Source organism: Chitinophaga sp. 22620 (genome assembly GCF_052044405.1).
GTDB lineage: Bacteria > Bacteroidota > Bacteroidia > Chitinophagales > Chitinophagaceae > Chitinophaga.
In genome coordinates this window covers 1,135,434-1,149,300 of record NZ_JBQEMV010000002.1, presented here as the reverse complement: position 1 = coordinate 1,149,300, position 13,867 = coordinate 1,135,434, and the positions used below count along the sequence as shown (strand labels likewise).

The following is a 13,867-nucleotide window of genomic DNA, read 5'->3' as shown; positions in this document are numbered from 1 at the left end:
GTGATTGTTTAAGGGTTTTGGAGTATTATATTTTAAATGCTCATGGTCATCTTTTCAGGCTGTCTTCTTTGGGAGGACTTTTCCTGTAGTTGTTCATCTTTTTCATCACGTGCTGCACTACAGAATCGAAATGCGGTAACTGTTCCGGCGTGCACAGGCCGCGCACTTCGCGGAAGTGCCGGAAGGTCTGCACATCTATCTCCATCTGCCTGGAGCCGATAGAGTCGGCTGCCGCCGTGATCACCGAATCGGCCACGGAGTTTTCGTTCAGGAGCTTATAGAAATTATCCCTGGCGGTGCGTAGCTCCCCGAAGGAAGTTTTCATACGCTCCCAATGCTGCTCCTTGAGTTGCTTATACTGGTCCAGCTGTTGTTTGCTGAAACCGACTTCCTTTTCCAGCAGCTGCATCACTTCCCCGCCCCGGCTCCGGTTGCTGGTCCTGGCAGGGTCTGCGGGTTTGTTCCAGACAAAGAAAAAAAGCAGGAGGAGGTTCGTCAGCAAAAGGATGATCACCAATACGCTCAGTACTTTATTCCGCACGAATGTTTCCCTCATTATTGTTCCAGTTTTTCTAGCTCATAAAAATTGGCGATACCGAACTGGTATTCCTCATCTGCAAGCGCCTGCTGCAGGGCTGCCTGCTCCTGCCGCTCAGCGGTAGGCAGGTTCATGGCGAACATGATGCCGTTTACGGCCAGGATCAGCGCCAGGGCGGAAAATGCGATAGAGGGGCGGGCAATGACGCTGATAAAGCGCTCCCACGCGTCCATTGGCTCTATACGCGCCAGGCGGGCCTGGAGACGGGTAAAAAAGAAATCTCCCGGCTCCGCCCGCTGCACTCCGTCGAGGCTGCCGAGCGTCCTGTTTATTTCCTGTTCTATGTCGCGTCTCGCTTTCATAATCGCTGTATTTAATTTAGACGATAATTATGCTGAATACTTGTATTTAATCCTTATTTCTGTAATAATCCTCCAGCTGGTCCCGCAGGTTCTGCTTGGCGCGGTGCAGCAGCCCTTCCACGGCAGACACCGAGGCGTCCATGATCCCGGCTATCTCCTTGGAACTCAATCCTTCCAGCTTGTTGAGCACGAAAGCGGCCTTCTGGCTGTCCGGCAGGCGGGCAATGGCTTTGAAGAGCAGCTGGGCCCTTTCCTTATTGGCCAGCTCCACCCCGGGGTGATGAAAATCAGGGGGGTCGATCACCAGTTCATTCTGTGCCCCGAAGAGGCTGTATACTTTCCCCCAGCGCTTTTTCCGCGTCTTTTTACGCAGGAAATCAAGGCATTTGGTGACCGTGATGCGGTACAGCCAGGTGGATATCTGTGATTCTCCTTTAAAGGTCCCGATGGATTCAAACACCTGCATAAACACTTCCTGAGACACATCCTCCGCATCCGCTTCATTTTGCAGGATGCCGAGGGCGGTGTTGTACACCATGCCCTTCCACTGAGCCACCAGTTCCTTAAAGGCGGCTTCGCTGCCCTGTTTCAGATGTGCTATGATATCCGTCAAGCTACTTGCATATAGATGTTAAAACGGCATTAGAAGTCGCGGCGCATACCGCCGGGAGCGCCCATTCCACCGGGGGCCATTCCGCCCGGAGGGCCGTCTCCCCTGCCTTCGCGGTTCCAGCGGCGCTGCTCTCCGCCGCCCTCGGGTACTTTCAATTTACCAAAGTTTTTCAACCGGTAAGTAAAAGTAAGCATAAAATATTGGGTGAGAACGGAGTTCTGCTCATCCACAATGTCCAGCCCGTTCACCGTACGGTTGATGCTGCGGTTCTGTTTCAGCAGGTCGAATACGGAGAGGCGAAGCTCGCCGCGCTGCTCTTTCAGGAACTTTTTGCCCACGCTGGCGTTCCACAGCACGAAACGTTGATCGAAACCCTCTCCCAGTCCTTTAGTAAAGGTGTAATTGAGCTCGTTCTGCAACACGAACCCGCTTTTGGACAGCAGGTTGATGCTCGCGCTGGCGTTGTGGGTGGAATAGTTACTGTTGTTCTCGGGCTGGATGGTATTGTTCACCACGTTGAAGAGCGCGTTATACGACAGGTTGAAGTCGATATACTCGCTGATATTGCTGCTCAGGCCCGCGCCGAGGTTATAGTTGTAGTTGTGGGTGAAGCCCGCCAGGGAGTTGGTAACCCCGGGTATCTTGCTGTAACCTACGCCCGCGTTCACGTTCAGGTTGGATTTGATGAATTTCACCGGCATGGCCCAGGTAAGGCTGGTCCTTCCGCTGAAATACCCGTCCATATTGATCGGTTTGGAAAGCCTGCCACCCACTTTCAGTGTGTCCACGGGGGTGAGCAGGGAATCTTTACCGTTGGTGGGCGTATAGATCGCGTTGGCGATGTAATTGCTGTTCGTCTGCACATTTACGTTGGCAAACAGGTTCTGCCCGCTCTGGGTATTGGTGTAGTTGTACCGGCCCATTACACTGTGCCCGAACTGCGGGTTCAGGCTTGGGTTACCGATAGATACGTTGGTGAGTCCGGAATAAATATACACGTCCTGCAGCTGGTCGATGCCGGGCTGGTTGGTGCTGGCCCGGTAGAACACGCGGACGCGGCTGTATTCGCCCAGCTTGTACATCAGCATGGCATTGGGGAGTATGTTCTGGTAGCTCTGTGTGGCGTAGTTCTTCGTGGGGTATTCCCTTTTGGTCTCCATTTCGGCATACTGGTAGTTCACGCCCACCATCAGCATCCTGTCGCGGTTGCCCAGGCGGTAGCTGAGGCCGGCGGACTGGGTGTTGTAGCGGTTGCTGAACATGTTGGACTGCTCGGGGTCCAGGATGTTGTAGTCCTTGCCGGAGTAGTCGTACTGGTATGCCCGGCGGTCGGAGTTGTTGGTGGACCAGTTAGGGTTATAGTTTACCTGCAGCTGGCCCGATTTGCCGATAGGTTCGGTATAGGCCACGTTCACGCCGTAGTTCTGCCCGTCGCTGAGCGGCCTTACGCGCTGGCGCAGGGAATCATTATCCAGCGGGCTGCCGGGGTACACCAGGTCGCTGTTGGTGAACGATTCGCCGGTGCGGTCGTTGGTCCTGGCGCTCAGCCCCAGGGTGATGGTGCGGCCTCTTTTGGCGAAGGCATGCCGGAAAGTAAGGTTGCCGTTCAGGTTGTAGCCTGAATTTTCGCTGGTGGTACCGCTCAGGTTCCTGCTCAGCAGGGTGTCGGACATAAAAGTGTTGCCGATGGAATTGGAGAACCGGTCGTTCTGCTGGAAGCTGATGTTCGGTTCGAATATGATCGCGTTGTTGGAGTCGATATTATATTCCAGGCGCACGTTGAAGCGGTGGTTGTAGTTGTGGCTGCCGCTCAGGGATGTATCGTTCTCCAGCTGAACGCCTTTCTGGAACTGCGTTTGCGTACGGGTGATCTCGGTATTGCTGCTGTTGGAGTTATTGAAGAAATAGCTGCCGCTGAAGGTCACTTTTTTGCCCCAGTTGTCGTTGAAGTTGATCCCGATAGAGTTGGTCTTGTTCAGCCCGCTCTGGCCGCCGGTCAGGAAGTTGCCTCCGCCACCGCCGCCACCAAAGTTGCCACCACGGCCGCCGCCGCCCCTGGGACCTCCGCCGCCACGGCCGCCGCGGCCTGAAGCGGCGCTCTGCACGCCCAGCAGGTCTTGCGAGGAGAAGTTCTGCTGGTTCACGTTATTGGCCATACCCAGGATGGTAATGCGTTTGTTGTCTTTGAAGAAGTTCACGCTGCCGCCGGCGGAATACCGCTGGTCCGTACCATAACCGGCGTACACTTTCCCGAAGTGGGCGTTGCGCATTTCGGCGCGGGTCACGATGTTGATGGCTTTCACGGCGTTACCGTCGTCGAAGCCGGTGAAGCGGGCCTGGTCGCTCTGGCGGTCGAACACTTCTATTTTGGAAATGGCGTCTGCCGGGAGGTTCTTCAATGCCATGGCTGCATCGTCGCCGAAAAAGTCCTTCCCGTCCACCGTTACTTTCTTCACTTCCTCTCCGCCCGCCTTTACGGTACCGTTTTCCACGGTAATGCCCGGCATCTTTTTGATGAGGTCTTCCCCGCTGGCGTCCGGGTTTACTTTATAGGCGTCTGCATTGTATTGCAGGGTATCGCCTTTTTGCTGGCTGGGCGGCACCTGGCCCTTGATCACCACTTCTTTCAGGTCGCGGCTGCTTTTGGGCATCATAATGGTGCCCAGGTTCTGCGTTTCCGCCTGCAGCATGATGGCCCGGGTCAGTTCCCCGTAACCTACGTATGAAATGGTAACTATATAAGGTTTCGCTGAAAGGCCGGTGATCTCGAAAGCGCCGTCTTTGTCGGTAATAGCCTGTTTCTTGAATGCGGCGTCTTCCGGGGAACTTAGCCTGATGGTGGCGTTTCTCAGCGCCGTGCTATCTCCTTTATCCTTCAGCACACCCTTCAGCACGAGATTCTGCGCAAAAGATAACTGCGCGCAGGTCAGTAAAAGCAATGTAAAGATCAATGCATGCCGCATACTTTGGTTGTATTTCTGATTGATTGGACGATAATACGGTCCAAAACCTTTGAAACAGCATAAAAAAAAGACAGTTGCCGGAAGATCAGGCAACTGTCAATCAGGAAAAGTTCAAAAAGTATTTACCGCACTCCTTTTACATAGGTATCCAGCCACTGCGATTGCTCCCACAGCATATGCAGCAGGTTTTCCCGGGCGGAATAACCATGGCTTTCAAACGGCAGCTGCACATAACGCACAGTGCCGCCGTGGCCTTTGACGGCATTGTACAGCCGTTCGCTCTGGATGGGGAATGTGCCGGGATTGTTGTCCAGCTCGCCGTGGATCATAAGCAGCGGCGTTTTGATCTTATCGGCGAAACTGAAAGGGCTCATGTTGAAATACACTTGCGGCGCCTCCCAGTAAGTGCGTTCTTCCGCCTGGAAGCCGAAGGGAGTGAGCGTTCTGTTGTAAGCGCCGCTGCGCGCGATGCCTGCCCTGAACAATTTCGTATGTGCAAGCAGGTTAGCCGTCATGAACGCACCGTAACTATGCCCGCCTACGGCCACGCGATTGCTGTCTCCCACCCCCATTTTGGCCAGCGCCTGGATGGCGGCGTGGGCGTTGAGGTAAAGCTGGGGAATGAAATGGTCGTTCGGCTGGCTGTTGCCTTCGCCTACGATGGGCATTTCAGCATTGTCGAGGATGGCGTAGCCCTGCGTGACCCAGAAAATGGGGCTGCCATAACCCACACGGGTGAACGTATAACGCGAGCCTCTCACCTGTGCTGCATCCGCGGCGGATTTATATTCACGGGGATAGGCCCAGATCAGCACCGGCAGCGGACCATCCTTTTTGGCGTCGTAGCCTTTAGGCAGGTAGAGGTCGCCGGTGAGGTTGATGCCGTCTTCCCTTTTGTAGGAGATCTTTTGTTTGGTAACGCCTTCCATCGCTTTGTAGGGATTGGTGAAATCCGTAACAGGCGTGCCCATGAGCGAACGTTTGCGGAGGTCGCGGATGTAGTAGTTGGGCACTTCGGCCTGGCTTTCGCGGGAGGTGAGCATGATCAGCTTTTCCAGGTCCAGCGCTTCCACCACGTATTCGTAGGTGTTGGCCGGGCAGCGCCAGAGGATGGCGCCCTTCCCGGTTTTCAGGTTGTAGCTCTGCACGAAAGGCATGTCTCCCTCCGGGGATGAGCCCTGTGAGCGCATGAGCAGATCGCCGTTCTTTTGAATGAACAGCACCTGCCTGTCGTACTGGTTGCGGGTGGTGAAGGGCCTGCCAATATCGCTGTAGGCATCGTTGCTGCTTTTTTCGAACAGCGAATCGAGCCGGCCGGTGGTTTGATTGTAAATACTGATGCGTTCGCGCCTGTCTGCAAACATGGATTCGTATACCAGGGCTACTTCTTTATTGCCCCAGGTCACGTCGTCGAAGCGGCGTTTGGTGCGGAAGAGTTCTTTCGGCGCATCGTTACCTGTTACGTCGGCGGCATACACCGCGTCGCGGTATTCGGCTTTTTGTTTGCCCAGGCCGCCGTCCAGCGCTTTGGCGAAGGTAACGGTATGCGGCTCGTCGTCTTTCCAGGAGAAACTGCGGGGCACGTCCATCACATCGTCGAAGCCGATGGGCGCGCCTTCGGAGGAAGGATTCTTTGCAAGGCTTTTCACTTCACGCCCCTGCATATCCAGCACCAGCCAGCTGTGCGGGAAACCGTACATGGGCACAAGATAGGAATACGGTTTTTCCACTTTCCGCACCAGCAGGTATTGTTTGTCCGGCGACACGCTGAAGCTGGTGATCACAGCCGGCGCGCCCAGGTTCTTCTCCCCCTGCCCGTTGTTGAGCACAAACTGTGAAGTGGCCATGTGGGTGAACAGGGCTTCGTCGTAAGGGGACTTTATTAAATCCTGGTAAGTGCGCGAAGCGGCTGCTTTCCCTTTGCTTTCCTGTACCACCGGGCCTTTGGGCGCGGCGGGAACGGCAGGCAGGGCGCCGGTGCCCGCGGGTACTGTTTTGTATACTAGGGTGCTATTATCCACCCAGGCGAAGGTCATGCCCGAGGTGGCGTTGAGGGCGGCGGTATTTATTTTGGCGGCGGTCTTCGTTTCCACGCTTATCACGTATAAGTCTACACGCTGCGGGCCGTAATGCACCAGGGCGGCCTTTTTCCCGTCAGGGCTCCATTGCGGGCTGTTGGACCGCAGGCCTTCCGGCAGGCCGGTTACGGGGAAAAGCTCTTTGGTCCTGATGTTCTGCAGCTTCAGGTTGTTGCTGTAAGTGCCGCGCGTAGTGCTGAAGTTGCGCGGGTTCAGGCGGAGGCCGGCAATGCGCAGCTCGGGCTCGGCCAGCTCTTCCACGCCTGGAAAGGTAATGCGTTCGGCCAGCAGCAGCCATTCTCCGTTCCTTCCAACGCTAACGCCGGGTGTGGGTTTGGCCAGCAACAGCTCTTCGATTACAGCCGGCGGGCGCTGGTAGGTAACGGCGTCCTGCGCACAGGCGGCGCCGGAGGCCAGCAGGGCCAGTAAAATGAAGGTTGATCTCATGAAGATGTTAGATTTTAGTTGTGTCTTTTATTTACAGGATGTCTTCTTCTCTGACCAGGTTGTTCTTCAGGGCGTACATCACGACCCCCGCGGTGTTACGGACGTTCATCTTCTCCAGTATCCGGGTGCGGTAGCCCTCCACCGTGCGCTTGCTGAGGAATATGCGCTCTCCTATCTGCTGGGCAGTGAACTGCAGGCATATGAGCTTGATAATTTCCTGCTCACGGTCTGTGAAAGTAATGACTTCTTTTTGCTTGTAGGGATTGAATTTGCTTTTGGCGATCATGCCCGCCAGCTTGGCGGAAGTGCTTTTGCAGTAATACACACGGTCTTCGTATACGCTGGCGATGGCGTCCAGTATCTCCTGCTTGTCCGCGTTCTTAAGCAGGTAACCTTTAGCGCCGGCTTCAAGCATTTCCACGATCTGGTCTTCCTCATCGAACATGGAAAGGGCGATCACCCGCACATCGGGGTTTTGCTGTACAAGCAGGCGGGTGGCGGCGATGCCGTCCATGCGCGGCATTTTGATGTCGGTCATTACCACATCGGGCTTTTCGGCGTTCACCAACTCTACCAGCTCGCGCCCGTCGGAGGCCTGACCTACCAGGATGATGTGTTCCTGCCGGGAAAGCATAAGCGCCAGCCCGTCCAGGAAGATCTCGTGGTCGTCCGCCACTACCAGCCTGATATCGTATTTCATGAAAGAGAATTGCTTAGGGTCGGAAAAATATGGTTGCCTGCACAATATACAAATTATTTATCCCGGGGAAAGGATGTATCGCGGCGGATGTGCAAGGTGAAAGTAAAATATCAGCGCCGCGGGATGCGGATGTAATAATTGGTGCCCTCGCCGGGCGTAGAGCGTATGTTGATGGTGCCATGCATGATGTCTGTCCTGATCTCCAGGCTTTTGAGCCCCAGGCCCTGGGAATCGCGGGTGGCCTTTTGAACGTTGAAGCCCTTGCCGTTGTCTTTGACCAGCACCAGCAGCTCTTCGGCATCCTGCTTGAACCCGATGTCCAGCCGGGAAGCGCCGGCATGTTTGAGCGTGTTGTGAATGATCTCCTGGATGATGCGGAAAATATGGATGTCCTGCCCGGCATTGGGTGTGATGGGATTCATGGCATACACGTGCACTTCCAGCAGCGCTTCCTGCCCGAGGTGGCCGCTGAACTCGCGGATGGCCTCTACCAGGCCTTTCCGCTCCAGGGTGTTGGGCAGCAGGTTGTGCGATATCTGCCGCATGCTGGTAATGATCTCGTCTATGTACTTGGTGGATTTGCTGATCACCTGCCGGTCGCGCTCGTCGTTCACTTCCACGCTGGTGATGTTGAGCTTTACGCTGGACAGCAGGGGGCCGAGGGAATCGTGCAGGTCTGTGGCAATGCGTTTCCGCTCATTTTCGAGCGACCTGATCTCTGCCGTGATGCGTTCTCTTTGCAGGCGGATAAAACGGCGGTGGTAGCGGATGATGGAGGCAATGAAAAAGCTGATGATCACCGCCAGCAGCGAAGAGAGGAATATGGTGATATAAAGGATCCTGTTCTCCATGGGGTTGTATTATGCATTGAACCGTTTGGAAAAATAGATATCATCCCTTTCGGGCATGAAATATACAGCCACTGCATAAACAATATTAACAAATGCATTGATATAAACATAAAAAGTGAAGATCTTATTGGACAGCGGGGCATTGTCCGGGTCTATCAGCTGGGTGCCTTCCGTGATGAGGCTGTATACGCAGATGACGATGAACCCGATGCAGATCAGGAACCGGGCATTCCTGAACAGGTTGCCGCGTTCGGCAATAAGATAGTTGATCTCGTTGATGGAGAGCAATACGGTGGTGAGCGAATAGAGGAAAATGAAGTAAGAACATATCTGGCTTTCCAGGTCGCCATACACGATGTTCTCCAGCGTCCAGACCACGCCGTAGAGCGCCAGCACCGTCCAGTACAGTATCTTGTGCTCCCTGAAAAAGCCCCAGGCGTAAAAGATATACGCGATCACGACGGCTTCCACCAGCGTGTAGATATTGGTGGAAACATAATTGCTGCGGAGAACTTTCACGCTGATGAAACCTACGAGCTCGGAGGTAAATGCCAGCAGCATGAAGATCAGGAAGGGCTGGTAGCTGATGCGTATCCTGCTCAGCCGTACCAGCCCCATGATGAGAGGAATGACGATTGAAAAAGATAAAATGGAAGCGATGGTATGGTTCATCTCGGCAACCGGTTACTCCAGGTGATTAGATCTAGGGATTCGTTAGGGGGCTTTCCAGGTCGCACATATGCGGGCAACGCTGGCCTCTCTCAATAGCTTCGGCATCGTCAGGATAACCTGCCCTGGCGGATGTAATGCCGGGTATCCAGGTGTTGTAGTCCATGGCGAGGCGTTCGGTGATGTCTTTTCCTTTATCCGTTACCGGAACCAGTACGAAACATACTTCCTTTTTCGGGTTGAGGCCGAGGTAAACGCGGAGGCCGGTTGCGCCGGGCTTGTTGAGAATGGCGGCAATGGCGTCCCTGTTGAAGAGCTCGCATTGGGGCATGTTAAAATTGCTGTCCAGGTAAGCGGGGTTTTGCAGCTGGCGGCTTAGCGCAACTTTGGCTTCGGCAAAGGCCTTGGTATAACCTTCGGCCTCTTTCATGCTGATCACGTGCTCCTTCACCCTTTCCCCGCTAACGGGAATTTTGCGGTTCAGTTCCCGGTATATGAAGATCGCCAGCAGCAGCAGGACGATCAGCCAGGGCACGAGGTTTGATCTTTTCATAACAGTTTGAGGTTTTATGTGAGTGAATGTAATTTACAGTTAGCAGCACGACGACTGACAAGTAGAACTTCCCGAATAATAGCGTATAAATACGGATGGAAATCTCGTTATGCACATGGGGCGCACGATATGGCCTGCTACAAGATAGGGATTTTCCTTAAATTAGAATATGGATCCCATAGACGCCTATATCGCCAAAGCTGCGCCCTTTGCGCAGCCCATCCTGCAGCACCTCCGCAACCTGGTGCACAAGGCATGCCCGCACGCCGCCGAAGCCATGAAATGGAGCTTCCCGCATTTTATGACACATGGGGATAACCTCTGCAACATGGCGGCTTTCAAGCAGCATTGCTCTTTCGGTTTCTGGAAAGGCAGCCTGCTGGAAGACAGTCAGGGTATTATTGTGCTGGAGAACAAGGAAGCCATGGGCAGCCTGGGGAAGATCGCCTCGCTGGAAGACCTTCCTCCGGATAAAGTGCTGATCGCCTATCTCAGGGAAGCGGACAAGCTGAACAAAGCGGGCATCAAAGTAAAAAAAGAGCCTGCGGCCAAAAAGGAGCTGGTGGTGCCGCCGGAGCTGACCGCCGCGCTGAAGGAAAACAAAGCAGCTCAGAAGATATGGGATGGCTGGAACTATTCCGACAAAAAAGATTATTCAGACTGGATCAGCGAAGCCAAAACCCTGGTCACGAGGGAAAAGCGGCTGGCGCAGGCAGTGGAGCAGATCGCGGAAGGGAAGGTCAGGCATTGGAAATACAGGTAACACCATAAAAAAGGGCCGGCGAATGACCGGCCCTTTGAATTTGTTTATCCCGTTACTCGTCCCATCACCGGGTCACTAAAGCTGGTACTTCCCGTCTCAACATGCCCCGCAAAGCGGTACTCCGCCTTATGATCCGGAAGGGTGACCGAGATATCGTACCAGCCGTGCGTGCCGGAGAGCCTGATCGTTATGGACTTGGTTTCTTCCACTTTTACTTTCTCTGTTTTGGAAACATGCGATTGCGCGATATGCGCCAGCACAGGTGTTTTATCCTGGTTTTGCAGCTTCAGCACCAGGCCGCCGGCTTTATATTCCACCCTGATCCGCAGCAGGTGCGGCAGCTGGCCGCTTATGCCTTTAAATGAACGAAAGAAACCGTTAGGCCCGTATATGCTCAGCTCCTCCCCGTTCCATTCATCCGTAAGGGTATCGCCAGCAGATACGGCATAAGAGCGGTTCTCCATTTTCGCGCCGTATACGTTAAAAGGCGCGCCCGCGCTTTTGCCGCCGAATATTTTATTGCCGGCTTCCAGCTCAAGGCCGAGCGTTTTGCCGTCTTTAAGCGGAATGATGTGCGCATTCAGCTCATACGGGATGGCGCAGGCCGGGCGTACGCCCTTTTCCTGCTCCGGCATGTATTTCGCGGCATCGGTGAGATCCGTAACAGGTTTAAAATTGGAAGGCGCAGATTTGAACTTCGCGCTGTGAATGGTTTCAATGAACCGTTCCTTTTCCAGCGAAGCCGGCGTGCTGATCTTTTCGCCGTTCCAGGGCCTGAAGATGGAGGTCAGATCGCCGCAAACGGCGCGCCGCCAGCTGGAGATATTATCGGTATGCACTTCTTTTTTCAGCTTCCGGCTAAAGAAATGTTCGAGGAATTGCAGGTTGGAGGTATGGTCGAATACCTGTGAGTTCACAAACCCGCCGCGGCTCCATGGCGAAGCCACCACCAGCGGTACGCGGTAACCCAGGCCGATGGCGCTTTCCCGCACACCGCTGCCTTGCTCCTGCGCATCTTTGTTTACAAATTCCAGCGAAGCGTCTATGCCGGCAGACACTTTGCCTGCTCCCGGCGCCGGCGCGGTAAACGGCGGCACGTGATCGAAATAGCCGTCGTTCTCGTCGTAAGTAAGAATGAAGATGGTCTTTTTCCAGACCTCGGGATTCTGCGTGAGGATGTCCATCACTTCGCTAAGGTACCAGGCGCCGTACCAGGGCGCGCCGGGGTGGTCTGAAAAATTTTCCGGCGCCACGATCCACGACACGGCGGGCAACTGGCCGCTTTTTACGTCTTTGCGGAACTGGTGCAGGATGTCGCCCTTCGGCAACTGCACTTCCCGCTCCGTTTCGCCGTCTTTGTACTGCAGGCGCGAGAGGGCATGGTAATCCGGGTCGCCGGCGTTGGTGGTGAAGGCTTTTTTATGCAGCTGCTGCTCGGTGGCAGGCAGGGTATGGAAAGGTTTTTCCTCCACGCGCTTCAACGTATCCAAGGCGTATTGGAGCACCCTTTTTTGCCTGGCGATCTTCCTTTCCCGGTCGGTATAAGCTTTGGCGCCTTTCTCCATGCCGGCCAGTTCTTTTTCAAGACCGGCGAGTTCGGCGGGCATATCTTTTTTCACTTTCCTGAGCCAGGCCAGGTGCGGCTCATGGTATTCCACATGATATTGGGTGAACCACTCTATCGGGTTGTCGGTAAAGTTCCCCAGCCACGAATCCTCTTCTCCTTCAAACCCTACGCCCGCGCTGATCTCGTTCTGGTAGATCTTCCAGCTGATGTTGTGCTGTTCCAGTACCTCGGGGAAGGTTTTCCATTTGGCCCATTTGCCGTAGTCCACATCGGAGTTCCAGACGTTGGCTTTTACGTTGGGATGCTGCTCTTCGCGGATGGTGCCGGTCCAGAAGTAAAGCCTGTTGGGCGTGGTGCCGGTGAGCGAGGAGCAGAAGTGCTGGTCGCACACGGTGAAAGCGTCTGCCAGTGCGTAGTAGAACGGGATGTCTTCCCGGTTGTAATAGCCCATGGTGAGCGGCATCTCCCTGTATTCGCGGTTGCCGGAGCGTTTTACGTCCAGCCAGCGGTCGTACCTGCCATTGTTGCGGGCATCCACCTGGTCGCTCCAGGAATGCGGCAGGGCGCTCATCCAGGTGGCTTTGGTGTCTTTAATGTCCATCCGGAAAGGCGTATAGTATTCTCCCTTTTCATTCTTCTGGAAAAAAACATTGGCTGCGCCTTCCGTTTTCAGCGCGCGGGGATCGTTGAAGCCGCGAACGCCTTTCAATGTACCGAAACAATGGTCGAAAGAGCGGTTCTCCTGCATGAGGAACACAATATGTTCCGCATCGAGATAGGTGCTGCCCGGGGCGGGATTGATGGCCATGGCTCGGCGGATGGTGTCCGGCAGCATGGTGGCGAGGCCGCCGGCGCCCGTGAGCAACGCGGCTTTGCGGAGGAATTCCCTTCTTGAGTCCATAAATTGATCGTTAGGTTTTGAGTAGCTATGGACCAAAATAACAATAATTCCGGAATGGCTGCCGGTGCCGCTGTTAATTCGGGATGATCTTTACCCCTGCTACCGGCTATCCCGCCGGTACTCCAGGATATCCGCGGGCTGGCAATCCAGCGCTTTGCAGATGGCTTCCAAAGTACTGAAGCGAATAGCCTTTGCTTTACCTGTTTTTAAAATGGAAAGATTAGAAAGGGTCAGATCTACTTTTTCAGACAGCTCATTTAACGACATTTTTCGCTTTGCCATCATCACGTCTAAGTTTACAATTATTGGCATAGCTTATACAGTTAAATCATTTTCGTTTTGAATTTCAACACCTCTTTTGAAAATAAAAGCAATGACCAGTAACGTTACACCCATAAATACCCATACATCGGCGCCGCCTAATTTTAAATGCTGTATATCTGCCAGCTTAACGCCCTGGCTCACCAGCTGTTTAGCCAATTTTGCACCCCAGAAAGAAAACAGGCCGATACCCAGCGCCATGTAGGATATTATCAGTACAAACCGCCGCATGGCTTCATTGAACGGCTTCGACAGATCAAGCTTACTTTGGAAGATCCTCACAATGACATAAAACATCAATGCCTTCAGCACAGTCACAATAATAATAATGCTTGCCAGGGTCACATACTGGCTTTCATTGAAGTGGTATACCGCTGCCAGATCTATTTCTTTCCAGAATTTCGATGCGCCTTCCGTGCCGAGCGCCAGGGTAGCAACGGTATTGGTGATGAAGCCGCACGCTTCAATAGAAAGGCCGACAAAAATTATCCATGACAGCAGATGGAGGGCCTTAAGGATGTATTCTGTTTTTATTGTCATT

13 protein-coding genes are annotated in these 13,867 nt (G+C 54.0%); 1 reads left to right on the top strand and 12 read right to left on the bottom strand.

The genetic code is table 11. From position 1 onward, the window contains the following. Window positions 1–46: 46 nt before the first annotated feature. From ACTJIK_RS14430 to ACTJIK_RS14390, 9 genes are all read right to left on the bottom strand, one after another. Window positions 47–556: a Spy/CpxP family protein refolding chaperone gene (locus tag ACTJIK_RS14430; protein WP_440647237.1), complete on the bottom strand. Its 510-nt coding sequence runs from the start codon at window positions 554–556 to the stop codon at window positions 47–49. Continuing rightward, entirely contained in the window at window positions 556–900 is a 345-nt protein-coding gene (locus ACTJIK_RS14425) for a hypothetical protein (RefSeq protein ID WP_440647235.1), read from the bottom strand. Before ACTJIK_RS14425 ends, ACTJIK_RS14430 begins: the two co-directional genes overlap by 1 nt. Before the next feature lie 46 nt (window positions 901–946). Next, on the bottom strand, window positions 947–1,513 hold the full coding sequence (locus ACTJIK_RS14420) for an RNA polymerase sigma factor (RefSeq protein ID WP_440647233.1): 567 nt from the start codon (window positions 1,511–1,513) through the stop codon (window positions 947–949). A gap of 29 nt (window positions 1,514–1,542) precedes the next feature. Further along, window positions 1,543–4,476, bottom strand: a complete 2,934-nt coding sequence (locus tag ACTJIK_RS14415; RefSeq protein ID WP_440647230.1) for an outer membrane beta-barrel protein — start codon at window positions 4,474–4,476, stop codon at window positions 1,543–1,545. 122 nt (window positions 4,477–4,598) lie between these two features. Continuing rightward, on the bottom strand, window positions 4,599–7,001 hold the full coding sequence (locus tag ACTJIK_RS14410; RefSeq protein ID WP_440647226.1) for a S9 family peptidase: 2,403 nt from the start codon (window positions 6,999–7,001) through the stop codon (window positions 4,599–4,601). 31 nt (window positions 7,002–7,032) lie between these two features. Then, entirely contained in the window at window positions 7,033–7,701 is a 669-nt protein-coding gene (locus ACTJIK_RS14405; protein WP_440647224.1) for a response regulator, read from the bottom strand. A 110-nt stretch (window positions 7,702–7,811) separates the two neighbouring features. Continuing rightward, a complete protein-coding gene (locus ACTJIK_RS14400; protein ID WP_440647222.1) occupies window positions 7,812–8,552 on the bottom strand; it encodes a sensor histidine kinase in 741 nt (246 codons plus the stop codon). A gap of 9 nt (window positions 8,553–8,561) precedes the next feature. After that, window positions 8,562–9,224: a hypothetical protein gene (locus ACTJIK_RS14395; RefSeq protein WP_440647220.1), complete on the bottom strand. Its 663-nt coding sequence runs from the start codon at window positions 9,222–9,224 to the stop codon at window positions 8,562–8,564. 31 nt (window positions 9,225–9,255) lie between these two features. Then, entirely contained in the window at window positions 9,256–9,774 is a 519-nt protein-coding gene (locus tag ACTJIK_RS14390; RefSeq protein ID WP_440647218.1) for a hypothetical protein, read from the bottom strand. Window positions 9,775–9,943: 169 nt separating this feature from the next. Between ACTJIK_RS14390 and ACTJIK_RS14385 the strand changes: the two genes are divergently transcribed. Next, entirely contained in the window at window positions 9,944–10,537 is a 594-nt protein-coding gene (locus ACTJIK_RS14385) for a YdeI/OmpD-associated family protein (RefSeq protein ID WP_440647217.1), read from the top strand. Window positions 10,538–10,581: 44 nt separating this feature from the next. Here ACTJIK_RS14385 and ACTJIK_RS14380 read toward each other — a convergent pair whose 3' ends face one another. The 3 genes from ACTJIK_RS14380 to ACTJIK_RS14370 all read right to left on the bottom strand — a co-directional run bounded on the left by ACTJIK_RS14380 (window position 10,582) and on the right by ACTJIK_RS14370 (window position 13,866). Further along, the gene (locus ACTJIK_RS14380) at window positions 10,582–13,005 is read right to left on the bottom strand and encodes a phosphocholine-specific phospholipase C (RefSeq protein ID WP_440647215.1); all 2,424 of its coding nucleotides are present in this window, start codon (window positions 13,003–13,005) and stop codon (window positions 10,582–10,584) included. A gap of 99 nt (window positions 13,006–13,104) precedes the next feature. Next, a complete protein-coding gene (locus ACTJIK_RS14375) occupies window positions 13,105–13,317 on the bottom strand; it encodes a helix-turn-helix domain-containing protein (protein WP_440647213.1) in 213 nt (70 codons plus the stop codon). A gap of 3 nt (window positions 13,318–13,320) precedes the next feature. Next, window positions 13,321–13,866 carry a DUF2975 domain-containing protein gene (locus ACTJIK_RS14370; protein WP_440647211.1) on the bottom strand — a complete coding sequence of 182 codons (546 nt, stop codon included), beginning with the start codon at window positions 13,864–13,866 and terminating at the stop codon, window positions 13,321–13,323. Between the last annotated feature and the right edge of the window lies 1 nt (window position 13,867).

What these genes read in the sequence shown, in the direction of transcription:
- ACTJIK_RS14430 (WP_440647237.1), bottom strand. Translation starts at nt 556, where the DNA reads ATGAGGGAAACATTCGTGCGGAATAAAGTACTGAGCGTATTGGTGATC.
- ACTJIK_RS14425 (WP_440647235.1), bottom strand. Translation starts at nt 900, where the DNA reads ATGAAAGCGAGACGCGACATAGAACAGGAAATAAACAGGACGCTCGGC.
- ACTJIK_RS14415 (WP_440647230.1), bottom strand. Translation starts at nt 4,476, where the DNA reads ATGCGGCATGCATTGATCTTTACATTGCTTTTACTGACCTGCGCGCAG.
- ACTJIK_RS14410 (WP_440647226.1), bottom strand. Translation starts at nt 7,001, where the DNA reads ATGAGATCAACCTTCATTTTACTGGCCCTGCTGGCCTCCGGCGCCGCC.
- ACTJIK_RS14405 (WP_440647224.1), bottom strand. Translation starts at nt 7,701, where the DNA reads ATGAAATACGATATCAGGCTGGTAGTGGCGGACGACCACGAGATCTTC.
- ACTJIK_RS14400 (WP_440647222.1), bottom strand. Translation starts at nt 8,552, where the DNA reads ATGGAGAACAGGATCCTTTATATCACCATATTCCTCTCTTCGCTGCTG.
- ACTJIK_RS14395 (WP_440647220.1), bottom strand. Translation starts at nt 9,224, where the DNA reads ATGAACCATACCATCGCTTCCATTTTATCTTTTTCAATCGTCATTCCT.
- ACTJIK_RS14390 (WP_440647218.1), bottom strand. Translation starts at nt 9,774, where the DNA reads ATGAAAAGATCAAACCTCGTGCCCTGGCTGATCGTCCTGCTGCTGCTG.
- ACTJIK_RS14385 (WP_440647217.1), top strand. Translation starts at nt 9,944, where the DNA reads ATGGATCCCATAGACGCCTATATCGCCAAAGCTGCGCCCTTTGCGCAG.
- ACTJIK_RS14380 (WP_440647215.1), bottom strand. Translation starts at nt 13,005, where the DNA reads ATGGACTCAAGAAGGGAATTCCTCCGCAAAGCCGCGTTGCTCACGGGC.
- ACTJIK_RS14375 (WP_440647213.1), bottom strand. Translation starts at nt 13,317, where the DNA reads ATGCCAATAATTGTAAACTTAGACGTGATGATGGCAAAGCGAAAAATG.
- ACTJIK_RS14370 (WP_440647211.1), bottom strand. Translation starts at nt 13,866, where the DNA reads ATGACAATAAAAACAGAATACATCCTTAAGGCCCTCCATCTGCTGTCA.